Source organism: Enterobacter cloacae complex sp. SHL022, from assembly GCF_049237785.1.
GTDB lineage: Bacteria > Pseudomonadota > Gammaproteobacteria > Enterobacterales > Enterobacteriaceae > Enterobacter > Enterobacter hormaechei_C.
Genome location: NZ_JBMKJH010000001.1, coordinates 522,630 through 545,231 on the forward strand (window position 1 = coordinate 522,630; position 22,602 = coordinate 545,231).

The following is a 22,602-nucleotide window of genomic DNA, read 5'->3' on the forward strand; positions in this document are numbered from 1 at the left end:
TAAGGTTTTATGCCAGTATACGGCTTACCACCATGCATGAAAATGGTGAACCGGCCCAATACCGTGACCCACTTCCAGAGAATCGGCTTTTGCCAGCGCGTCCGAGAGCCAGATCTTCGCCTCCTGTACCGTATCCGCCCAGTTCGCGTTTCGGGGACGCAGCGCCGCCAGCGCCGCCGAGAGCGTACAGCCCGTGCCGTGGGTGTTTTTGGTCTGTACGCGCGGGGCGGTGAAACGTTGCGCGCCATCGTGGGTGAAGAGCCAGTCCGGGCTTTCTGCATCATCGAGATGACCGCCTTTCATCAGTACCGCGCGACACCCCATCGCCAGCAGCGCATTGCCCTGCTCTTTCATTTCACGTTCGTTTTGCGCGTGTGGCGCATCCAGCAGCGCGGCGGCCTCAGGCAGGTTTGGCGTGATCAGCGCCACCTGCGGCAGCAGCTTTTTACGCAGGGTGTCGACGGCCGAGGCGGAGAGCAGCGGATCGCCGCTTTTGGCCAGCATCACGGTATCGAGCACCACGTTTTTTATCTGATAACGTTTGAGACGTTCCGCGACCGCTTCAACAATGTCCGCCTCTGCGAGCATGCCAATTTTGGTGGTGTCGATACGTACATCGCTGAATACCGAATCCAGCTGTGCGGCGACAAAATCCGGCTCAATGCGATACACCGACTGTACACCGCGCGTGTTTTGCGCCACCAGCGCGGTGATAACCGAACATCCGTAAGCGCCGAGCGCAGAGAAGGTTTTCAGGTCTGCCTGGATCCCCGCTCCGCCGCTGGGATCGGTTCCCGCAATAGTCAGGGCATTTATGCGTGTCATACCTGTTCCTCCAGCGCGTAAAGCGCGTCCAGAAACGCGGAGGAAAAGCTGCCGGGCCCCCGGCTTTGAGTCAGGGCAACTGACCCTGCGCGCTTCATAAAGCCGCAGGCAGCCGTCGCGTTATCAAGCCTGTCGCCAGGCAGCGAGCAGCAGGCGGCGACGACCGCCGAGAGCGCACAGCCAGTTCCTACCACGCGGGTCATCAGCAGGTCGCCGCCCGCGACCGTACGGGTTCGCTGACCATCAGTGATGTGATCCACTTCTCCTGTGACGACCACAACGGCATGGGTCTGACGGGCGAGCGTCTGCGCAGCGGTCAACGCGCTCGCTGCCGTATCGGTGGAATCAACCCCCCGCCCGCCCGCACTCATTCCGGCAAGGGCGAGGATTTCGGAGGCGTTTCCACGAATGGCCGCAGGTTTAAGGGATAATATTTGCTGGCAAAAACGGGTGCGGAACGCCAGCGCGCCAACCGCAACCGGATCCAGAACCCAGGGTGTGCCCGCGGCTACAGCGCTCTCAATAGCCCGACGCATCGACTGGGCGCGCGGTGCGGTGAGTGTACCCACGTTGATGAGCAGAGCATCGGCAAGCGCGGCAAACTGTTCCGCTTCCTCGGCTTCGATCACCATTGCCGGGGAAGCGCCCAGCGCGAGCAGCACGTTGGCGGTGAAGGTCTGCACGACATCGTTGGTCATACAGTGCGTGAGCGGGGAACGGGTTCGGAATTGATGTAAAACGTGTGAGTCGAGCAGGTCAGGCTGCATGGTTTCGCTCCTGCCGTGCGTGAAGAAGCGATGACCGGGTAGGCATCTGACTTCCCTACGCTGGCATTATCCAGATCAGGTAATACGGGTATTTCTCAGCCTTCACAAAGAAGGGCACCCCGAGTCAAATTACTTATAAAACAGTTACTTACAAAATGGCATTTCGTAGTCATGTAGTGTAACCGGGGGGTAACCCGGGTGCAAGGAGTTTTGGGCTGTCCGTTAACCCCCTGTAACGAACAATAAACGACAAGATATTAACTACGCTCAATATGTATACATTATTGTTCAGTTAATTATCCCGCCATATTTGTTAAGAACTCATTAAATATAATATTCACTTTCTGTGCTGAGAAATTTTATTTTTATCCATAATGACTCACCGGGAGTGATTTTATAAGACAGCCCACCTGCTTTCGTATGAAATAAACTCAGGCATCAATGTAAACATTTATTTTGCAGAAATTTATTTCTGTCAATTACTTAATCTTACCCTCTCATTTCCCTCGTCATTTTCACTTTAATGTTTACATTAATAACAACCGCAAAATGACTTTTACGCCCTCGGAACTATTCATAGTATTTATGACTTAGATCAACATCATTGGTCTGCGTTTAATTGATAGTTCACTCGCGTTACTAAATAAGATTTAGACAACCTTCAACCGTTTTTTAAATCCAAAAAATAAAGCTGTTCAGCTTCAGTATTTTCGATAATTAATGATGTGAGCTTTTTAAATGAAATCTATGAATAAAAACTTTACTGCTATTTTTGTAATGGGCATTGTCTTAGCGGGTACAATGAGCCAGGCTGAAGCCGCGAATACGGTTTGGGACGATCAGCAAATCACTAATATTGTAAATGACCATCAGGATCAAATTACACAAAACAACGCTGATAGTATTAACCGTGATAGCGCAACGGATAACCGCTTAACGCAGGTTAACGACGACCTTCAGTCCACAAAACTGGGCGTGTTAGTCGTGGATAAAATGGCTAACGACGCACATCAGAAAGCGTTGCTTGCTGGCGCACTTGCCGATACCGCCAGTCTGAAAAGTGAGACGGCCTTACAGGGTGTGGCGACTAACGGCACAGCCATTATCAACCTTCAACACGTCGATAATATTCAGGATAGCCGCCTTACTGCTCTCGAAAATGCACCTAAACCCATCAACGGTGCAGATGGAGCGAAAGGTGATAAAGGGGATACCGGCGCGACTGGCGCAAAGGGCGATAAAGGGGATACCGGTGTAACTGGCGCGAAGGGTGAAAAAGGCGATGCTGGCGCGACAGGTATGAAAGGTGATAAGGGTGATACTGGCGCACAAGGCATTGCGGGAAGAAACGGTCGCGACGGTGCAGACGGTCATAACGGTAAAGATGGTGTGACAACCACCGTGACACAACGACAGCTGGATACAGCTACCCAGGCGAAGGTCGCTAAAAATAGCATGGCTGTTACTGCCGCCACGCAGGATCTGCAAGCCACCAGGCAGTCATTACAGGCAATGAATACTAACACCAGCCAGCAATTTAAATCTCTGCGTGATGAAGTGGACAATAATAAGAAGCAGGCTAATGCCGGTATTTCAGGGGCGATGGCGATGGCGGGTTTGCCACAAGTGCAAACCAATCAGCGCGTCATGTTCTCTGCTGGTGGTGCGACTTACAACGGTGAGAGCGCGCTTGCTGTCGGTGCGTCCGTTAACTTTAATTCCCATGTCATCGCGAAAGTGAGCTTCTCAGATGACACTGCGAATAATATGGGCGCTTCGGTTGGGATTGGTATGGGCTTTTAAAGCGTAAAACAATCGTCGGGACAAGTATAAAGCCTCATTTTGCGGATGAGCATTTCGTTGATACAAAAAGATGTCTAAATATATTTTTATTTCGGTAGCCCTGTATCTAATGCTGATTTCGGTCGGGATCTGGATCGGCGTGATGTATGTCTCCTGGTATTTGTGTCGTTTTTAAGGCAATAAAATGAAAAAATTAATGATGTTAGTCATAAGTGGTACCGTGCTTGCAGGTTGTGTCTCGCCTGCGCACGCCATAAACGCCCATTATCGCGCTCAATTAGAACGTTCGGGATGCACGCAAATTAGCGCTGGCGATGGCTCTTGCGATGTCAGCAAAACCAAAGCGGAAAACACGGCACAACACGAACCAACGGCATCCGTTCACGATCCCCTGCGTGAAGCCTCGTTCTCGTCGGATACGGTTAACGCCACGCTTTCTAACGGCTTTTTTAGCGCTACCGTGAACGGCAAAAAAGCCAGCGTTAAACGTCTGAATGCGAATTTCTATGAGATCCATGGTAACGGTTTTGTGATATCGATAAGCCTGGATGAAAACGGTATTACGGACGCGTCATGGAATAAAACGAAGGGACGCGAACACGGCGTTTTACGCGTTAGTCAGAAATAAACAGCGTAAGGAGGCTCTCTGCCTCCTTTTCGCCTGCCAATCGCACGATTTGTCACACTCTTTTGTCTGATTTTACAATGCTGACAAATCATACGTAAGCTGCTGTTTTTATTTAGCATAAAGTGCAATCTTCCCCATACAAACGGCGTTCTTCCCTGCCCTGTGCCCTGTGTCACAAAACAGTAAACAAATTAACCATTGAGCCCGGTGACAAAAGGCTCTATATTGGCGGCGTTTTTTTCAGGCCCCATCTGTTTTTTAACTTTTTATTCAATCGTGGCTCATAACGAAGCGGCGGTTGTAGGAGTGATATGATGACGGATAAAGTCCGTATTGACACCGTAGATGCCCACAAAAGCAACGAAACCTATCTGGCCCGTCAGGCCGAATTTGAATCTAACGTCAGGAGTTATCCGCGCAAACTGCCTTTAGCGATCACAAAAGCAGAAGGCGTGTGGATCACCGATGCAGATAATAAAGAATACCTTGACTGTTTAGCTGGCGCAGGCACCCTGGCGCTTGGCCACAATCATCCTGATGTGCTGAAAAGCATCCAAAATGTCATTACCAGCGGCTTGCCGTTACATACCCTGGATCTGACCACGCCGCTGAAAGACGCGTTTTCAGAATACCTTCTCTCTCTGTTGCCTGGTCAGGGCAAAGAGTACTGCCTGCAATTTACTGGCCCGTCCGGGGCTGACGCCGTTGAAGCGGCGCTGAAGCTGGCGAAAAAAGTGACCGGTCGTAGCGGTATCATCAGTTTCTCTGGTGGTTACCACGGTATGACCCACGGCGCACTGTCCGTCACCGGCAACCTGTCTCCTAAAGAAGCGGTTGACGGTATGATGCCAGAAGTCCAGTTCATGCCTTACCCACACGAGTACCGTTGCCCACTGGGTATCGGTGGTGAAGCGGGCGTGAAGGCGCTGACCTACTACTTCGAAAATCTGATTAACGACGTTGAAAGCGGCGTGCGTAAACCTGCCGCGGTGATCCTCGAAGCCGTTCAGGGTGAAGGCGGCGTGAACCCGGCGCCTGTTGAGTGGTTGCAGCGCATCCGTAAAGTCACTCAGGAACACGGTATCCTGCTGATCCTCGACGAAGTCCAGGCTGGCTTTGCCCGTACCGGTAAATTCTTTGCCTTCGAACACGCAGGTATCGAGCCAGACATCATCGTGATGTCTAAAGCAGTCGGTGGCGGTCTGCCGCTGGCCGTGCTCGGTATCAAAAAGCAGTTCGATGCATGGGCGCCAGGCCACCATACCGGTACCTTCCGCGGCAACCAGCTGGCGATGGCAACCGGTCTGACGACGCTGAAGATCCTGAAAGACCAGAATATCGCGGGCAAAGTGGCCGCACAGGGCGAATGGCTGAAAGGCCAGCTGAAAGAGATGGCGAAACGCTATCCGGTTATCGGTCACGTTCGCGGCCTGGGCATGATGATCGGTATTGAGATCGTTAAGCCGCACGAAGCCGCTGACCACATGGGTTGCTTCCCGGGCGACGGCGAGCTGTCTGCACTGATTCAGAAGAAGTGCTTCGAAGCAGGCTTGATTCTGGAGCGTGGCGGCCGTAACGGTATCGTTCTGCGTCTGCTGCCTTCTCTGCTGATCAGCGATGACGAGCTGAAAGTCTTCCTGGATAAATTCGAGCAGGCACTGCTTGCTGCGGGCGTTAGCCCGGCGTAACCGGAGTTATTGATTACGATGTCTGATTCAAACCCAATTTTGTTCTCCTCTGCGCAGAGCATTGAAGCTTACCAGCAGGCGATTGAACAAAGCACTCAGGCTGTGATGCAGTGGCTGAAACAGCCTGAGATGTACCAGGGCAAAACGGTCGCGGAGCTGCGCGACCGTATTAAGCTGGATTTCAACCCGAAAGGGCTGGGTAACGAAGCGGCGATTGAACGCGCCGTGGAGTTCTTCCTGAAAGACAGCTTGTCCGTTCATCACCCGCAGTGTGTGGCGCACCTGCACTGCCCAAGCCTGGTGGTTAGCCAGGCGGCGGAAGTACTGATTAACGCCACCAACCAGAGTATGGACTCCTGGGATCAAAGCCCGTCCGCAACCATCATCGAGATCAAACTGATCGAGTGGCTGCGTACCCGCGTGGGTTATCAGGCTGGCGACGCAGGCGTCTTCACCAGCGGCGGTACCCAGAGTAACCTCATGGGGCTGATGCTGGCGCGTGACGCGTTCTTTGCGCGTCAGGGCCACTCGGTTCAGCAGGACGGTCTGACAGGCGATCTGCGTAAGATCCGCGTGCTGTGCTCGGAAAACGCACACTTCTCCGTGCAGAAAAACATGGCGCTGATGGGTCTGGGCTACCAGTCCGTGGTGCAGGTGAAAACGGACGAATTTTCCCGCATGGATCTCACCGATCTGGCGGCGAAAATCGAACAGTGCAACGCGAACGGCGAGCAGATCCTGGCGATTGTGGCCACGGCCGGTACGACCGATGCGGGTGCTATCGATCCGCTGCGTGCTATTGCTGAGCTGGCTGCGAAACAGAATATCTGGGTGCACGTTGATGCGGCCTGGGGCGGCGCGCTGCTGATGTCTGAGCAGTATCGTCACTACCTGGACGGTATCGAGCTGGTGGATTCCGTCACCCTGGACTTCCACAAGCAGTTCTTCCAGACCATCAGCTGCGGTGCGTTCCTGCTGAAGGAAGCGCGTCACTATGAGCTGATGCGCTATCAGGCGGCCTATCTGAACTCTGAGTTCGATGAAGAAGCAGGTGTACCTAACCTGGTCTCCAAATCTCTGCAAACCACGCGCCGTTTCGACGCGCTGAAACTGTGGATGAGCCTGGAAGCGCTGGGTCAGGAGCAATACGCGGCAATCATCGATCACGGCGTGACGCTGGCACAGCAGGTTGCGGCTTACGTGAAAGAGCAGTCGGCTCTGGAACTGGTGATGCAACCCCAGCTGGCAAGCGTGCTGTTCCGCTTCCGTCCGCAGGCGCAAATGGATGACGCCGGTATTGCCCTGCTGAACCAGAAAATTGGCGATGCGCTGCTGGAGTCTGGCCGTGCAAACGTCGGTGTGACCGAGCATAACGGTATCACCTGCCTGAAGCTGACCCTGCTGAACCCAACCGTGACGCTGGAGGATGTTAAAGTCCTGCTGTCTCTGGTTGAGCGTACCGCGCAGGAAGTGATGGCGAAGTAATGCTTATCCCTCTCCCACCCGGGAGAGGGATTGTTTTTCCCGCGCTAACGCCTGTCTCCTTTTTTCCTCGAAGCATAACCGTAGTCACACTGGCTGTACCCCGAGCTGTAAAACAGCGCTGCGGATTTAACAATATCGTTGAGGATTGTGCCGCTGACCTTCACACCAACATGCTGGAGACGTTTAACGGTATTCTCCATCTCTTTCACGCTGGTTTTATCGAAACGGGCAACCATTAGCGTTGTTCCGGCTGCTCTGGCGACCAGCGAGGCATCGGTGACGGCCAGGACTGGCGGTGTATCGATGATGACAATGTCATATTGCTCGTTAACCCAGGACATGATGTCAAGGAAGCGTTCGCTTAACAGCAATTCTAACGGACGCAGGGGTTCCGGGCCGCAGGTGATGACGTCAATTCCCGCTTTTTCAGCATGCTGAATGACCTCCGTAAAGTCGCATTTCCCTTCAAGCAGGCAGGACAATCCGTAGCGGTTCTCCAGGCCAAAAATATTATGAACATAGCCCTGGCGCATATCCGCATCAATAAACAGCACCCGCTGACCGCTCTGCCCGGCGACGGCCGCCAGATTCGTCGCCACCAGCGTTTTTCCGCAGTCCTGAGTGGGGCCAGAAATCATCACAATGCGGTTCTCAGCCTCCATCATGGCGAAATACAGACTGGTTCGCAGCCCGCGTACCGCTTCAACAAACATATCAGCAGGGCGATCGACGGGCAGGAAAGGCACATCCGAGGTTTTGTGTTTCCAGCGACGAGAGAACGGATTTTTTCTGCGCAAATGCGTTTTACTCCACAGCCACTGGGAACGTGGCAACGTAGCCAGAACCGGCAGCCCCTGCGCTTCCAGCTGCTCGGAAAGCGTGATCCCACGTTTGAACGCCTGGCGTACCAGCACGGTCCCCATTGCGAGCATTAGGCCGAACAGCGCGCCAAGAATGATGATTAACGCTTTTCGCGGCTTTATCGGATCCGGGTGCGTAACCGCCTCATCAATGATCCTCACGTTCCCGACAGCGCTGGAGCGGGAAATATTCAGCTCCTGCTGACGCGTCAATAGCTGTAAATAAATGGTGCGGCCCGACTCAACATCGCGGCTCAGGCGTAAAATCTCCTGCTGCGTGGAGGGCATAGCTGACACACGGTTATTCAGGCGATCCCGTTCCCGCTCAAGGGTCTGTCTCTTTTCATGCAATGCACGATAGGTAGGGTGACTCTTTTTAAAGAGCTGGGAGATCTCTGCCTCCCGGAACGTCAGCTCATTTAGCTGGTTCTCAACGTTCACTACCTGATCCAGTACGGATTTTGCCTCTAAAGACAGATCCACCGAGTCACGCTGCGCCCGATAAGCATTCAGCCGTGCTTCAGCCTGATCCAGATCCGCTCTGATTTTCGGCAACTGCTCTTGTAAAAAATCCAGACTACGAGAATCCTGAGCCTCCTGGCGCGCGATATTTTGCTGAAGATAATTGTCAGCAATCGCATTCAGCACCCGGGCGATGTTGTCAGGATCTTCCCCCGTCAGGGTTAAGGTCACGATACCACTCTGTTTCTCCGACTCCGCAACCGTGAGGCTCTTCTTCAGGGCGTTGATCGTCTCCAGCCGCGTCAACGATTTAAGCGAAAATTGCGTGCCTGGCGTCGCCTCAATCGACGTCACCAGCAGAACGATCCCTTGCGTGACCAGCGTTTTCCCAACCCGACCGTCTGCCTCAATGTTTTCGCCCGTCAGGTGATATTTTCCCGCTTCCTGTACGGTCAGCGTGAGCCCTTGCGCCTTGCCTTCCACCTGCGGGATCTGGAGTTCGCCTAACGTGATCTTACCCTGCCCGCGCCCTTGCAGACGCTGCCAGAGACGCCCCACCACAGGCAAAACGCGCTGCTTTGCCTGCTGCGTCAGACCTAATTTGTCGACGGTCTCGCCGAGGATCATGCGTGATTTCAGCAGTAAAATTTCAGGGGCAACATCCGGCGAAACATCGGTGCCCAGCTGACTCAGCCCTTTAAGCAGACTGTTATCCTGTTTGCTTTCTATTTGCACCATGGCATCCGCCTGATAAACAGGGGGTGTAACCCAGGCATAGAGACCGGCGCATAGAGTGAACAGGAATGTTACGCACAGAATCATCGTGCGGTGGTCGATCATCTCGACGAGCAAACGAACGAGATCGACTTCATGTTGTTGGGGTGCCGCTGCACCATAATTGTCTGTTGTGTAAGACGACATTAATGCTTCATTCCTTTCTGACCTAAACGACGTGCCCATTCCTGGCTGGCTTTACCCAATAGCCCGAACACATATTCAAACGCTTCCCGGCTTTTACGGTAGGGATCGGGGATATCCTGCGGCTCCAGCCATTGCCCAAAAAGCAGCGACTTTCCCCTGCTCTCCGGCGCCATGGCCGCAATGAAGCGAAGATGTTCCGGCTCCATCACCAGGATAAGATCGGATCCCTGCATCAGATTGCGTGTCAGCCGGCGCGCCACATGACCGTCGAGGGAGATCCCATGCCGCCAGGCGACGTCCTGGGCGCTGTCATCCGCCGGGCACCCCTCAAGCCCGTATATCCCCGCCGAGGCGATATGTCTGTCGGGCAGGTGCTGGCGTAAAAGCCGCTCCCCAATCGGAGAACGGCAGATATTTCCGGTGCAAACCACGAGTATTGATTTGAACATTATTGCGGCCACGATCTGATGTAACGAACCGTTTCGGTAAGGTCATGCACCCCGCTGATGGTCGGAACAAGCTGTGATATCACGCGATTCCAGCGGGACAGTGGTGCAGTGGTGACATAGACAATGTCATAAGGCTCAAGCTGAAACTCGGTGCCTAACACCATGGCTGATGCGTCCTGAGCATTGAGCTGGTAGATGTTGGCAATTTTCTCTGAACGCTCGCTTTTCGGCAGCGAACGAATGACAAAAATTCCGGTGGCATCGGCCATATTCTGGTTCAGCCCACCCGCATTGCCCAGCGCTTCGGCCAGGGTCATGCCGCTGCGATCCATTTTCAGCGTGCTCTGTTTAACGACCTCGCCCATGACGAACACTTTCAGCGCATCGTTACGGGGGACAAACAGAATATCGCCGGGATAGAGCAGCTTATTTTGGGTGAGATCGCCATGCTGCATCAGCGCATATAGCGAGAGGCGCATATCCTTCCCATTATGCGTCAGCACGACATTGCGCCAGTCCGCGTCGGCAGAGAGCCCCCCTGCGGCGTTCACGGCATCCATTACCGTTAACGGGATATTGGTGATAGCCTGCTGCCCCGACTTCACCACCTCGCCCGTCACATAGGCTTTTTGCGAGCGGAAAGAGGCGACGCTGACGTCCACCTGCGGACTTTCAATGACATTGTTCAGCCGGGCCGTGATCTCCTCGCGTACCCGTGCGACCGTTTTGCCTGCCACCTGCAATTTACCGACATAAGGATAGAAAAGCGTACCGTCGGCATTAACCCAGTTACCGGTGTCACTGGCGCTGCGATACTGCCCTGCCGGGGTTGTCAGTTCAGGGTGATCCCAGACGGTGACGGTCAAAATATCCCCAACGCCGATACGGTATTCCCAGTTTTTGACCTGTTCATCCAGCTTAGGATTTGCCTGAGATTTAAGGGCCGATGGTCGCAATTTTTCAATTAACGAAGGCGTAAGAGGATAAACATCAATCCGCTTCTCCAGACGATCGTTTGCATTTTCTGTGGTCATCACCTGTTTTCCAGCAAGATCCAGATGCTGACCCGGTGAAAATACGCAGCCAGATAATGGCGTAATAATTAAAAACAATATCGAAAAGACTGTTGTGTTTTTCATTGAGTAAAAATTTCTTTTTATAGTATTGATTATCGAATACGTACCGAAATGATTCTTTCCATTCTAAAACAACCGCTTACCGCTAAATTAATTAACAGTGATGGCAGTAACATTTAAAAAACCACAGCATTCCTGCGGCCTGGCTTTTACAGCCATGCATCGTCTGACTTACGGATTAGGAAAGAGGGTTTCGGGCAATCTTAAATGTTCTATTCGTTTAATGCATGCCTGGATCTTTGTAAATTTGCTTTGAAAAAGTTTTTTCAGAATTAATTAATAAACCCATAATTATGTTATCTGCGTAAGCCAATATTTATTCATCGAAGAAATAATTAATGACGGTTGCGACTACACAAAACCGTGCGCTTTTGTTACATTTTTTGCAAACTCACCCTGTGAGGATACTTAAAATGAACTGTCTGCCATCCGTTTGCGGATCTGCACACAAAAAGTATCAGTAACGATATGACTGGAGAAAAAATGGCTAAGCGTAAATTGTTGCTTCTGGGTGTATTAGTGTCACTGGCGGGGGCCGCGCACGCTGCACCGCAAGCGTCGACAGCGCCTTCCGGCATCAAGGCCTACGAAGAACAAGAGTTTATTGCCGATTTTACGAAGTTCAAAATTGGCGACACCGCGCCCGCGCAGTATCAGACGCCCGAGTACACCATCAAACAGTACCAGCTACGTAACCTTCCTGCGCCCGATGCCGGCACACACTGGACCTACATGGGCGAGAATTATGTTCTGATTGGCGATGCCGATGGCAAAATCTACAAAGCCTATAACGGAGATATTTTCTATCACCGCTGATACGATCCTAATCCGTCCGTGGCAGGAGAGCGATCGCCCTTTCCTGCGCACGCTGTTCCTCCACGCCCGGCGTGAAGCCTGGCCGTGGCTGGACAGTTCTGCGTGGCAGCTTGAAGATTTTGACGCGGCAACCCTGGACGAAGAGATTTGGGTGGCGGAGCAGGATGGGCACCGACTTGGCTTTGCCTCAGTCTGGACGAACGATAATTTTCTGCACAACCTGTTTGTCGATCCGCAGTATCAGCGTCTGGGAGTGGGTCATTTGTTACTGGAACAGGTACAGAAGACATTTACCAGTACAGGCGCGCTGAAGTGTCTGGTGAAGAATGAACGGGCTATTGCGTTTTACCATCGCCACGGCTGGCACATTGAAGCGACGGGAGATTCTCCGGACGGGGAGTATTATTTGATGCACTATCGGCTTGGGTAAAGTCAGGTGGCGCTATGCTTACCTGACCTACAAAATCGAGGTAGGCCGGGTAAGGCAAAGCCGTCACCCGGCACTAACGCGCAGAGGCGTTACACCGCGCGGAAGGCGATTTCACCCGGGATCACTTCCCCCTGCCAGTAGAGCTGCGCCGCAACGCGCCCTGCAAGCTGGCGATACATCTGGGCAAATTCGCTGTCCGGGCGGCTGACCACCGTTGGTTTCCCGCTGTCCAGGTCTTCACGCAAGGAAATATGCAGCGGCATCTGCCCCAGCAGCTGGGTGTGATACTGCGCAGCCAGCTTCTCCGCACCGCCGGTACCAAAGATGGGCTCATGGTGCCCGCAGTTGCTGCAAATATGCATGCTCATGTTCTCGACGATACCCAGTACCGGCACCTCTACCTTCTCGAACATGACGATGCCTTTTTTGGCGTCGATCAGCGCGATATCCTGCGGCGTGGTGACTACGACGGCGCCGGTAACCGGAATGTTCTGCGCCAGCGTCAGCTGGATATCACCGGTGCCCGGCGGCATGTCCAGCACCAGATAATCGAGGTCTGGCCACATTGTCTCCTGCAACATTTGCAGCAGCGCCTTGCTGGCCATCGGGCCACGCCAGACCATCGCGTTATCGTCAGTAACCAGATATCCAATGGAGTTGGTCGCCAGACCGTGCGCCACGATTGGCGCCATGTGGGTGCCGTCCGGCGAAGTTGGACGCTGGTTTTCCGCCCCCAGCATGTTTGGAATGGACGGGCCATAGATATCCGCATCCAGAATGCCGACCTTCGCCCCTTCTGCCGCCAGTGCAAGCGCCAGATTCACGGCGGTAGATGATTTACCCACCCCTCCCTTGCCAGAGCTGACGGCGATGATGTTCTTCACGCCGTTAACGCCCGGCTGATTTTTCACGCGCTTGAGCGTGGCGATGCTGTGGCTTAGCTTCCAGTCAATTGCTTTTGCGCCGGTAATGCGCAGCAGCTCAGAGCTGGTTTGCTCTTTCAGGGCATCAAAGGCGCTGGTCCAGACGAACGGCATCTGTAGCTCGATGTGCAGCGTATCGTCCAGCCATGCGACGTGATGAAGCGCTTTCAGCGTCGTGAGATTGTGCTTCAGGGTTGGATGCTGAAAATTAGCCAGCGTCCCGGCGACCATTGCTCGTAAGGCTTCCGGTGATTTGGCCTGGGATTGAGAACTCATCCCGACTCCTTTGTTCTTGTGAATAAGACCTTAGACAAACAAGTTTACCTGAAAGGCCGCGGTTTGTGCTTACTTAATAATGCCCCTTTTGGTAATATCGAAAACCCTTTTCACAGTTAAAAGAAGTAATGCCTACTATGACTCAAGTCGCGAAAAAAATTCTGGTAACGTGCGCCCTGCCGTACGCCAACGGCTCAATCCACCTCGGCCACATGCTGGAGCATATCCAGGCTGATGTCTGGGTCCGTTACCAGCGAATGCGCGGCCACGAGGTGAACTTTATCTGTGCGGACGATGCCCACGGCACGCCGATCATGCTGAAAGCGCAGCAGCTGGGCATTTCCCCGGAACAGATGATCGCCGAAATGAGTCAGGAGCATCAGACCGATTTTGCTGGCTTTGACATCAGCTATGACAACTATCACTCCACACACAGCGACGAAAACCGCGAGCTGTCGGAGCTGATCTACACCCGTCTGAAAGAGAACGGTTTCATTAAAAACCGCACCATTTCTCAGCTGTACGATCCGGAAAAAGGCATGTTCCTGCCGGACCGTTTCGTTAAAGGCACCTGTCCGAAATGTAAATCCCCGGACCAGTACGGCGATAACTGCGAAGTGTGCGGCGCGACCTACAGCCCCACCGAGCTTATCGAACCGAAATCCGTGGTTTCCGGCGCGACGCCGGTGATGCGTGACTCCGAGCACTTCTTCTTCGACCTGCCGTCGTTCAGCGAAATGCTGAAGGCGTGGACCCGCAGCGGTGCATTGCAGGAGCAGGTCGCGAACAAAATGCAGGAGTGGTTCGAATCCGGTCTGCAACAATGGGATATCTCCCGCGATGCGCCATACTTTGGCTTCGAAATCCCGAACGCACCGGGCAAATATTTCTACGTCTGGCTGGATGCGCCGATTGGCTACATGGGCTCCTTCAAGAATCTGTGTGACAAGCGCGGCGACACCGTAAGCTTCGACGAATACTGGAAGAAAGATTCCGATGCCGAGCTGTATCACTTCATCGGTAAAGACATCGTTTACTTCCACAGCCTGTTCTGGCCAGCAATGCTGGAAGGCAGCAACTTCCGCAAGCCGACCAACCTGTTCGTACATGGCTACGTAACGGTGAACGGCGCGAAGATGTCTAAATCTCGCGGGACGTTTATTAAGGCCAGCACCTGGCTGAACCACTTCGACGCGGACAGCCTGCGCTACTACTACACCGCGAAGCTCTCTTCCCGCATCGACGATATCGACCTGAACCTGGAAGATTTCGTGCAGCGCGTGAACGCGGACATCGTCAACAAGGTGGTGAACCTGGCGTCACGTAACGCAGGTTTTATCGCCAAACGCTTTGACGGCGTGCTTTCTGCCGAACTGGCCGATCCTGAGCTGTATAAAACCTTCACCGACGCCGCCGCTGCGGTTGGCGAAGCCTGGGAAAGCCGTGAATTCGGTAAAGCCATTCGCGAAATCATGGCGCTGGCAGACGTGGCCAACCGCTATGTGGACGAGCAGGCGCCGTGGGTGGTGGCGAAACAGGAAGGCCGCGACGCCGACTTGCAGGCGATCTGCACCATGGGTCTGAACATGTTCCGCGTGCTGATGACCTGGCTGAAGCCGGTTCTGCCGCAGCTGGCAGCCCGCGCGGAAGCATTCCTGAACACCGAACTGACCTGGGATGCCATCCAGCAGCCGCTGCTCGGCCACAAGGTGAACACCTTCAAGGCGCTGTATAACCGCATCGAGATGAAGCAGGTTGACGCGCTGGTGGAAGCATCCAAAGAAGAGGTGAAAGCGGCTGCCGCACCGGTGACCGGCCCGCTGGCGGACGATCCGATTCAGGAGACCATCACCTTTGATGATTTCGCTAAAGTCGACCTGCGCGTGGCGCTGATCGAAAACGCGGAGTTCGTGGAAGGCTCTGACAAACTGCTGCGTCTGACGCTGGATCTGGGCGGCGAGAAACGTAACGTCTTCTCCGGCATTCGTTCCGCGTACCCTGAACCGCAGGTGCTGATCGGTCGTCAGACCGTGATGGTGGCAAACCTGGCGCCGCGTAAAATGCGCTTCGGCATCTCCGAAGGGATGGTGATGGCCGCAGGCCCGGGCGGGAAAGATATATTCCTGTTAAGCCCTGACGAAGGCGCGAAGCCGGGTCAGCAGGTGAAGTAATAAAAAAGCCGGATGAGAATCCGGCTTTTTTTGCCTGGCGGCGCTACGCTTGCACGGGCCGACGGGTTTTGTAGGCCGGGTCAGGCGAAGCCGCCGTCCGGCTAAAAATCACCCCTTCTGGTTATGCACCCGCTGCGTCAACCCACGCAGGAAATAACGCAGAAATTGATCCCCACACTCGCGGTAATTCTTATGATCCGGCGCGCGCATCATGGCGGTGATTTCCGGCATCGACACGCGAAATTTCTGCTCGGTCATGATCGCCAGAATGTCGTCAGTTTTCAGGGAGAAAGCAATACGCAGCTTTTTCAGCACCGTGTTGTTATTCACCCGACGCTCCAGCGCCAGCTCAGGAGCAGATTCATCTTTGCCGCGCTTGTCGTAGATCAGGCCGTTCAGAAAGCCCGACAGAATGATGTCCGGGCAGCGAACAAAACCCTCTTCATCTTCTTTAGTCATCCAGGTGTCGAACCCGGCGGACGTGGATTCCATGTCGGAGAGCGCAAGAATGCGCACCATGTCATTATTGTTCGCTTTCAGGGTGTAGCGCAGGCTACGAAGAATATCGTTACTTAGCATAGAGCCTTCGAATGTCGATGATGCAATGGCGCGCAGTGTACCAGTTTTACAGCCCTATCGCCTCTTTCAAACTTTTCAGGTAGCGACGACTGACGGGAACGGTTTGCCCGGCACGTAACACCAGCTCGGCCTGGCCGTTATCTTCCAGGCGGATCTCCTTCAGGTGCGCCATGTTCACCAGATACTGACGATGGCAGCGGATCAGCGGCGTGCGGCTCTCCAGCGTGCGCAGGGTCAGCTCGGTAAAGCCTTCGTTGCCTTCGGCGCTGGTGACGTATACCCCGCTCAGACGGCTGCTGACAAAAGCAACGTCGTCCATTTGCAGAAGGTAAATCCGGCTGTGCCCGGTACAGGGGATAAACTTCAGGGGCTGCTGATGCTCCGGCAGCAGCGTCACGTCCTGCGCGGTACGCTCCTGGCGCAGACGGGTCAGGGTCTTTTCAAGCCGTTTCTCTTCAATCGGTTTCAGCAGATAATCAAACGCGTGCTCTTCAAATGCCTTTACCGCGTACTCATCAAAGGCCGTCAGAAAGACGATATAGGGACGGTGCTCCGGGTCGAGCATGCCGACCATCTCCAGCCCGCTGATGCGCGGCATCTGAATATCGAGGAACAACACGTCAGGGCGCAGTTTATGCACCGCACCGATGCCTTCAATGGCATTGGCACATTCCCCCACAACCTCGATATCACTCTGCTCCTGCAACAGGACACGCAGGTTTTCCCGTGCTAACGGCTCATCATCAACAATCAGCACTCTTAACATGCGTTCTCCTCCAGCGGCAATCGTAAGGTAATTCGGGTATAGCGGTCTGGCTCACAGGCAACGGTGATACCGCAGTCGTCACCAAAATGCGCGCGCAGGCGTTTATCCACCAGGCTCATGCCCAGACCGCCTGACGCGGAAGCTTCATACAGCCCCGCGTTGTCTTCGATATCCAGCACCAGATGGTGGTTAAAACGGGAAGCGGAAATCATGATTTCTCCGGTACCCAGCAGCTGCGAGGTCCCATGCTTAATGGCGTTCTCTACAATCGGTTGCAGGGTAAAGGCCGGAAGATGCTGATACGCCAGCTCATCCGGGACGGATAACGACACCTGTAAACGTGACTGGAAGCGCGCTTTTTCAATTTGCAGATAGGCGTTTACGTGCTCAATCTCGTCCGCGAGGGTGACGATCTCCGAGGGACGCTTCAAATTTTTGCGGAAAAAGGTCGACAGAAATTGCACCAGCTGCGCGGCCTGATCGCTGTCGCGGCGGATCACCGCTTTCAGCGTGTTAAGCGCGTTAAACAGGAAATGCGGATTCACCTGAGCGTGCAGGAGCTTAATTTCTGACTGCGTCAGCAGCGCTTTTTGCCGTTCATACTGCCCCGCCAGGATTTGCGCCGAAAGCAGCTGGGCGATCCCCTCCCCCAGCGTGCGGTTGATGGAGCTGAACAGGCGGTTTTTGGCTTCGTAAAGCTTAATGGTGCCCATAACGCGCTGATTTTCGCCCCGCAGGGGAATGACCAGCGTAGAGCCGAGTTTGCACTGCGGATGCAGGGAACAGCGGTACGGCACTTCATTCCCGTCGGCATACACCACTTCACCCGTTTCAATAGCGCGCAGGGTATAGGCCGATGAGATCGGTTTGCCCGGCAGATGGTGGTCGTCGCCGGTGCCGGTAAACGCCAGCAACTTTTCGCGATCGGTAATCGCCACGGCCCCGATATCCAGTTCTTTATACAGCACCTGCGCCACCTTCATGCTGTTCTCCTCGTTGAATCCCTGCCGCAGGATCCCTTCCGTCGACGCCGCAACTTTTAAGGCGGTGGCAGAAAATGCCGAGGTGTATTTTTCGAACATGGCGCGTTTGTCGAGCAGAATGCGCATAAACAGCGCCGCACCTACGGTATTGGTGACCATCATCGGTGCGGCAATGCTGCTGACCAGATGTAACGCATCGTCAAACGGGCGCGCGATCAGCAGGATGATCGCCATCTGCGCCATTTCCGCCACGAAGGTGATCGCCCCGGCGGTAAGGGGACTGAACACTTTATCCGGCCGTCCGCGCTTAATCATATAGCTGTGGACGAGACCACCGAGCAGCCCTTCGACAATGGTGGAGATCATGCAGCTTAGTGCCGTCATACCGCCCATCGAATAGCGGTGAAGGCCGCCGGTTAACCCCACCAGACCGCCCACGACCGGGCCTCCGAGCAGCCCGCCCATTACCGCGCCGATGGCGCGCGTATTGGCGATGGAATCCTCAATATGGAGACCAAACCAGGTCCCCATAATGCAGAATATGGAAAATACGACGTAGCAGAGGAATTTGTGCGGCAGACGGACGGTGACCTGCATCAGCGGAATGAACAGACGCGTTTTGCTCATCAACCAGGCGATGACAAGAAACACGCACATCTGCTGAAGCAACAGCAGCACCAGATTAAACTCGTACATACTCACAAACCGCACATTCTAAAAACGCGTAACATACACTGATAGCGGTTAACTTTCTTTGAAACGTGCCAAAAAAGCGATAAATCGTGTCCGTCATCACACCTTTTGCCGGAGATAACCTGTCTTTCGTATAATTTGTACAAAAAAGAATCAAATCTTCCTGGTTCCGCAAAGTGGGTCTACAGTTAAGCTGGGGACGCGCAAGCCTGGGGGCGAAAATGGCGCTTTACACAATAGGTGAAGTGGCACTCCTGTGTGATATCAATCCCGTTACGCTACGGGCGTGGCAGCGACGGTATGGATTGCTTAAGCCGCAAAGAACGGACGGCGGGCACCGCCTGTTTAACGATGCGGATATTGACCGGATCCGCGAGATCAAAAGCTGGATCGACAACGGCGTACAGGTCGGCAAGGTAAAATCGCTTCTAAGCCAGGACGATCCTGATACGCAGCATCTCTGGCGCGAGCAGCAGGAAACCCTGCTGAGGCTGTTGCAGAGTGGCAATTTGCAGCGTCTGCGCGGCTGGATCAAAGAACAGGGTCGAGACTACCCGGCGCAAACCCTGATCACTCATCTTTTTATTCCCCTACGGCGTCGGCTTCAGTGTCAGCAAACCACCTTACAGGCGCTGCTCAGCATGCTTGATGGCGTGCTGATTAACTATATTTCCGTCTGTCTTGCCTCAGCGCGGAATAAAAACAGCAAAGATGCACTGGTGATCGGCTGGAACGTACACGATACCACCCGGCTGTGGCTCGAAGCCTGGATTGCCACCCAGCAGGGCTGGCGCGTTGACGTGCTTGCCCACTCCCTGGCCCAGCTCAGGCCGGAACTGTTTGAGGGACAGACGCTGCTGGTCTGGTGCGGCGAAGTCCCCTCCGCTTCCCAGCAGCAGCTCCTTACGGAGTGGCGCGAACATGGTTATCCCGTTTACTCACTGGGTCCAAATGCGTCGTAACGGCATTTAATGGTTCATTAACAGCTGCGCTTCACCGTATAATTGTTCCGTTAACAACAGGAGCACATGATGAAGGCAACGAAACTGGCCGTAATTACCCTTTTTGCACTGATGGCTGTCAGCGGTATCGGTGGCGTTATGCTTGCAGGTTATTCATTTATTGTTCGCGGCGGTGTTGGCTGAGGTATCCGGCCAGGCGTTCAAACAGGCGATCCACCACAATTGCCGCCAGCGCAACCAAAACCGCCCCCTGAATGATGTAAGCCGTATTAAACCCGCTTAACCCGATAATGATCGGCGTTCCCAGCGTATTGGCTCCGACCGTCGAGGCGATGGTTGCCGTACCAATGTTGATTATCACGGACGTTCGCACGCCAGCGATAATCACCGGTGCGGCCAGCGGCAGTTCGACCTTCACCAGCCGCTGCCAGGCGCTCATCCCCATTCCTTCCGCTACGCTCAGCACCGATGCAGGCACCGCCGCAATCCCTGCCAGTGTCCCTTGCAGAATGGGCAACACGCCGTACAAAATCAGCGCAATGATGGCAGGCTCCTGCCCAAAACCGATCGCCGGCACGGCAATCGCCAGCACGGCCACCGGCGGGAAGGTCTGCCCCGTTGCGGCGATGGTCTCCACCAGCGGACGGAACTCCCTGCCCGCAGGCCGCGTCACCGCAATACCGGCGCCTGTGCCCAGCACGATGGCAATCACGCTTGACACTGCCACCAGCCAGAAGTGCGCCAGGGTGAGATTAACAAAGCTCTCCTGCTGGTATACCGGACGTGGCAGCCCGGGAATAAGCGCATTAAACAGCGCCGCGCTGTGCGGCATCAGGTAGAGTAAGGCGATAAACAGCCCTGTCAGCCAGAGTAACGGATCACGGACCCACTTCACGCGTCACCTCCCCCGCCAGCAGATCGCGAAAATGGATCGTCCCGCATGGTGTCCCCTGCCCGTCCGAAACGGGTAACACCTCACACTGCCGGGCGACAAACGCCGACAGGGCATCGCGCAGGCTCATCCCATCGTGCAGCGGTTCACCACCGATTTGCGCATCCTGCGGACGCAGATAGTCCCTGACGGTGCGCAGCGAGAGCAGCCTGACGCCCAGCTCGCTGCGGCCAAAAAATTCACGCACAAAATCATTCGCCGGCGAGGTTAACAGCTCAAGCGGCGTACCCTGCTGGACGACTTCGCCGTGATCCATCAGTACCAGACGATCGGCCAGCCGCAGTGCTTCGTCGATATCATGCGTCACCAGCACGATGGTGCGCCCGAGAATACGGTGGATGCGGCTCATCTCGGCCTGAAGTGCGCCGCGGGTGACCGGATCCAGTGCGCCGAAGGGCTCATCCATCAGCAGTACCTGCGGGTTAGCGGCCAGCGCGCGCGCCACCCCGACCCGCTGCTGCTGTCCGCCGGAAAGCTGGTGCGGATAGCGGTTACGAAGCGACGCGTCCAGGCCCAGCAGCGCCATCAGTTCGTCGACACGCTCATTGATCTTCCCCCGGGACCATTTTTCCAGCTGTGGCACGGTGGCAATGTTCTGCGCCACCGTCCAGTGGGGAAACAGGCCGATGGACTGAATGGCGTAGCCCATACGCCGCCGCAGCTCCAGCACCGGCAGGCTGCGGATCTCCTCTCCGGCAAAGCGAATCGTCCCGCTGTCGTGTTCCACCAGCCGATTGATCATCTTCAGCGTCGTGGATTTTCCCGACCCCGATGTCCCGATCAATACCGAGAACGCCCCCTCGGCAAAATGCAGATTAAGGTGGCTTGCCGCCGGACGGCCCGCAAAGGTTTTACTCACATCATGAAATTCAATCATTGGCTCTTCTCCTGAGCAGCGCGAGCCACAGGGCAAACAGGGCATCCAGTACGACCGCCAGCGCAATTGTGGGCACGACGCCCAGCAACACCAGATCCAGCGCGCTACTGAGCAGCCCCTGGAAGACCAGTGCCCCAAAGCCGCCCGCCCCGATCAGCGCGGCAATCACCGCCATCCCCACGGTTTGCACTGTCACCACCCGCAGGCTGCGAACCAGCAGCGGAAGCGCAAGCGGCAGCTGTATTTTCCAGAAACACTGGCGCGCGCTCATCCCCATCGCATGGGCGCTTTCCAGCACGTCGGGCGGAACCTGGCTTAACCCCGCCACCACGCCGCGCACCAGCGGCAGCAGCGCATACAGCACAAGGGCAATCAGCGCTGGCGTCAGCCCGGTTCCGGCAATGCCTGCCGCAGCCAACGCAGGGAAGGATTTCACCAGACCGGCGAGGGGGGCAATCAGCAGGCCAAACAGGGCGACGGAGGGGATGGTCTGAATAACGTTGAGCACGGTAAAGACGGCGCCCTGGCGGCTGGTATGTCGGTAGCACCACATGCCCAGCGGCACGCCCAGCAGCAGCGCCGGGATCAGCGTCCCGAACAGGATCGTCAGATGTTGCGCCAGCGCGTTGTCAAATACCTCCTGGCGGTTGACGTACTCTTTTAACAGCGAGAGCTGATTCAGATCGCCGCTGAAGAGGATCAGCAGAGGGATAACCCAGAATTGCGCGTTCAGCAGCCAGCGCCAGACGGGTTGCGGCGTCAGACGGCGAATGGCATCGCTACAGACCAGCAGACAAAGTGCCAGCCACAGCCACAGCCCGCTACCAACCGACGTGCGCGCCAGCGGGCTTTCAACCGCGGCCATCTGCGTTGCCGCCTGTCCCGCGCTCCAGAACAGTACGATAAACAGCGCTTCGCTGAGCAAAAACGTCAGCCACAGGGCGGTTCGCCCCGGCCAGAAGGCTAAAGCAACAGTACTCGCCAGCGCCGCGCCCAGCAGCAGCGGCGTAAATGCCCAGATCTGCCAGAGCGCGCGCGGTTCGCCCGACACCAGACGGTTTGGCGCGACATTCACAAAAGGTAACGCGACCGCCGCGATGGCCACACAGGCCAACAGCAGCAGGACGCGGTTATGGCATTTTATTGGCAC

21 protein-coding genes and 1 riboswitch are annotated in these 22,602 nt (G+C 55.0%); of the genes, 9 read left to right on the top strand and 12 right to left on the bottom strand.

The window, feature by feature from the left end:
* Window positions 1-24 precede the first annotated feature (24 nt).
* Together thiD and thiM are read right to left on the bottom strand one after the other, a co-directional pair.
* The gene (gene thiD / locus ACOTZD_RS02480; protein WP_003859244.1) at window positions 25-825 is read right to left on the bottom strand and encodes a bifunctional hydroxymethylpyrimidine kinase/phosphomethylpyrimidine kinase; all 801 of its coding nucleotides are present in this window, start codon (window positions 823-825) and stop codon (window positions 25-27) included.
* Window positions 822-1,592, bottom strand: coding sequence for a hydroxyethylthiazole kinase (gene thiM, locus ACOTZD_RS02485; protein ID WP_032609682.1), 771 nt, complete (start codon window positions 1,590-1,592; stop codon window positions 822-824). Before thiM ends, thiD begins: the two co-directional genes overlap by 4 nt.
* Before the next feature lie 35 nt (window positions 1,593-1,627).
* Window positions 1,628-1,724: riboswitch (TPP riboswitch) on the bottom strand.
* Window positions 1,725-2,339: 615 nt separating this feature from the next.
* Between thiM and ACOTZD_RS02490 the strand changes: the two genes are divergently transcribed.
* The 4 genes from ACOTZD_RS02490 (at window position 2,340) to ACOTZD_RS02505 (ending at window position 7,196) form a co-directional block, all read left to right on the top strand.
* The gene (locus ACOTZD_RS02490; RefSeq protein WP_072139461.1) at window positions 2,340-3,395 is read left to right on the top strand and encodes a YadA-like family protein; all 1,056 of its coding nucleotides are present in this window, start codon (window positions 2,340-2,342) and stop codon (window positions 3,393-3,395) included.
* A gap of 184 nt (window positions 3,396-3,579) precedes the next feature.
* Window positions 3,580-4,023 (top strand): hypothetical protein, encoded by a 444-nt coding sequence (locus ACOTZD_RS02495; protein ID WP_003859249.1) that lies wholly within the window; start codon window positions 3,580-3,582, stop codon window positions 4,021-4,023.
* A 311-nt stretch (window positions 4,024-4,334) separates the two neighbouring features.
* On the top strand, window positions 4,335-5,711 hold the full coding sequence (locus ACOTZD_RS02500; RefSeq protein WP_015572345.1) for a diaminobutyrate--2-oxoglutarate transaminase: 1,377 nt from the start codon (window positions 4,335-4,337) through the stop codon (window positions 5,709-5,711).
* Between the two features lie 18 nt (window positions 5,712-5,729).
* On the top strand, window positions 5,730-7,196 hold the full coding sequence (locus ACOTZD_RS02505; protein WP_003859252.1) for a pyridoxal phosphate-dependent decarboxylase family protein: 1,467 nt from the start codon (window positions 5,730-5,732) through the stop codon (window positions 7,194-7,196).
* 44 nt (window positions 7,197-7,240) lie between these two features.
* On the opposite strand, the gene ACOTZD_RS02510 is transcribed toward ACOTZD_RS02505, so the two are convergent.
* From ACOTZD_RS02510 to ACOTZD_RS02520, 3 genes are read right to left on the bottom strand one after another with little or no spacing between them, the layout of a single operon-like run.
* Window positions 7,241-9,439, bottom strand: a complete 2,199-nt coding sequence (locus tag ACOTZD_RS02510; protein WP_072139462.1) for a polysaccharide biosynthesis tyrosine autokinase — start codon at window positions 9,437-9,439, stop codon at window positions 7,241-7,243.
* A complete protein-coding gene (locus ACOTZD_RS02515) occupies window positions 9,439-9,888 on the bottom strand; it encodes a protein-tyrosine-phosphatase (RefSeq protein WP_003859256.1) in 450 nt (149 codons plus the stop codon). Before ACOTZD_RS02515 ends, ACOTZD_RS02510 begins: the two co-directional genes overlap by 1 nt.
* Complete coding sequence (locus ACOTZD_RS02520) at window positions 9,888-11,027, bottom strand: polysaccharide export protein (RefSeq protein WP_032609687.1); 1,140 nt, start codon at window positions 11,025-11,027, stop codon at window positions 9,888-9,890. Before ACOTZD_RS02520 ends, ACOTZD_RS02515 begins: the two co-directional genes overlap by 1 nt.
* 480 nt (window positions 11,028-11,507) lie before the next feature.
* Here ACOTZD_RS02520 and ACOTZD_RS02525 point away from each other — a divergent pair, with 480 nt between their 5' ends.
* Entirely contained in the window at window positions 11,508-11,840 is a 333-nt protein-coding gene (locus ACOTZD_RS02525; protein ID WP_003859260.1) for an RcnB family protein, read from the top strand.
* Window positions 11,791-12,270 (top strand): GNAT family N-acetyltransferase, encoded by a 480-nt coding sequence (locus ACOTZD_RS02530; protein WP_032609688.1) that lies wholly within the window; start codon window positions 11,791-11,793, stop codon window positions 12,268-12,270. The genes ACOTZD_RS02525 and ACOTZD_RS02530 overlap by 50 nt, the downstream gene beginning before the upstream one ends.
* A gap of 89 nt (window positions 12,271-12,359) precedes the next feature.
* Here the strand turns inward: ACOTZD_RS02530 and apbC are convergent, their stop codons facing one another.
* A complete protein-coding gene (gene apbC / locus ACOTZD_RS02535; RefSeq protein WP_003859263.1) occupies window positions 12,360-13,469 on the bottom strand; it encodes an iron-sulfur cluster carrier protein ApbC in 1,110 nt (369 codons plus the stop codon).
* A 137-nt stretch (window positions 13,470-13,606) separates the two neighbouring features.
* Between apbC and metG the strand changes: the two genes are divergently transcribed.
* Complete coding sequence (gene metG, locus ACOTZD_RS02540) at window positions 13,607-15,640, top strand: methionine--tRNA ligase (RefSeq protein WP_045331172.1); 2,034 nt, start codon at window positions 13,607-13,609, stop codon at window positions 15,638-15,640.
* 108 nt (window positions 15,641-15,748) lie between these two features.
* Here metG and ACOTZD_RS02545 read toward each other — a convergent pair whose 3' ends face one another.
* From ACOTZD_RS02545 to ACOTZD_RS02555, 3 genes are read right to left on the bottom strand one after another with little or no spacing between them, the layout of a single operon-like run.
* Entirely contained in the window at window positions 15,749-16,219 is a 471-nt protein-coding gene (locus ACOTZD_RS02545) for a DUF1456 family protein (protein WP_015572337.1), read from the bottom strand.
* A 46-nt stretch (window positions 16,220-16,265) separates the two neighbouring features.
* Window positions 16,266-16,985 (bottom strand): two-component system response regulator BtsR, encoded by a 720-nt coding sequence (gene btsR, locus ACOTZD_RS02550; RefSeq protein ID WP_022648676.1) that lies wholly within the window; start codon window positions 16,983-16,985, stop codon window positions 16,266-16,268.
* Window positions 16,979-18,664 carry a sensor histidine kinase gene (locus ACOTZD_RS02555; RefSeq protein WP_003859271.1) on the bottom strand — a complete coding sequence of 562 codons (1,686 nt, stop codon included), beginning with the start codon at window positions 18,662-18,664 and terminating at the stop codon, window positions 16,979-16,981. The genes btsR and ACOTZD_RS02555 overlap by 7 nt, the downstream gene beginning before the upstream one ends.
* A gap of 218 nt (window positions 18,665-18,882) precedes the next feature.
* On the opposite strand from ACOTZD_RS02555, the gene mlrA reads away from it, so the two are divergent.
* Window positions 18,883-19,623 carry an HTH-type transcriptional regulator MlrA gene (gene mlrA / locus ACOTZD_RS02560; RefSeq protein ID WP_003859273.1) on the top strand — a complete coding sequence of 247 codons (741 nt, stop codon included), beginning with the start codon at window positions 18,883-18,885 and terminating at the stop codon, window positions 19,621-19,623.
* Between the two features lie 69 nt (window positions 19,624-19,692).
* On the top strand, window positions 19,693-19,806 hold the full coding sequence (locus ACOTZD_RS02565) for a protein YohO (protein ID WP_022648678.1): 114 nt from the start codon (window positions 19,693-19,695) through the stop codon (window positions 19,804-19,806).
* Here ACOTZD_RS02565 and ACOTZD_RS02570 read toward each other — a convergent pair.
* From ACOTZD_RS02570 to ACOTZD_RS02580, 3 genes are read right to left on the bottom strand one after another with little or no spacing between them, the layout of a single operon-like run.
* On the bottom strand, window positions 19,781-20,518 hold the full coding sequence (locus ACOTZD_RS02570) for an ABC transporter permease (RefSeq protein ID WP_017383373.1): 738 nt from the start codon (window positions 20,516-20,518) through the stop codon (window positions 19,781-19,783). The two genes, ACOTZD_RS02565 and ACOTZD_RS02570, sit on opposite strands and share 26 nt — an antisense overlap.
* Window positions 20,502-21,452, bottom strand: a complete 951-nt coding sequence (locus ACOTZD_RS02575; RefSeq protein ID WP_003859280.1) for an ABC transporter ATP-binding protein — start codon at window positions 21,450-21,452, stop codon at window positions 20,502-20,504. Before ACOTZD_RS02575 ends, ACOTZD_RS02570 begins: the two co-directional genes overlap by 17 nt.
* Window positions 21,445-22,602: an ABC transporter permease gene (locus ACOTZD_RS02580; RefSeq protein ID WP_003859282.1), complete on the bottom strand. Its 1,158-nt coding sequence runs from the start codon at window positions 22,600-22,602 to the stop codon at window positions 21,445-21,447. The genes ACOTZD_RS02575 and ACOTZD_RS02580 overlap by 8 nt, the downstream gene beginning before the upstream one ends.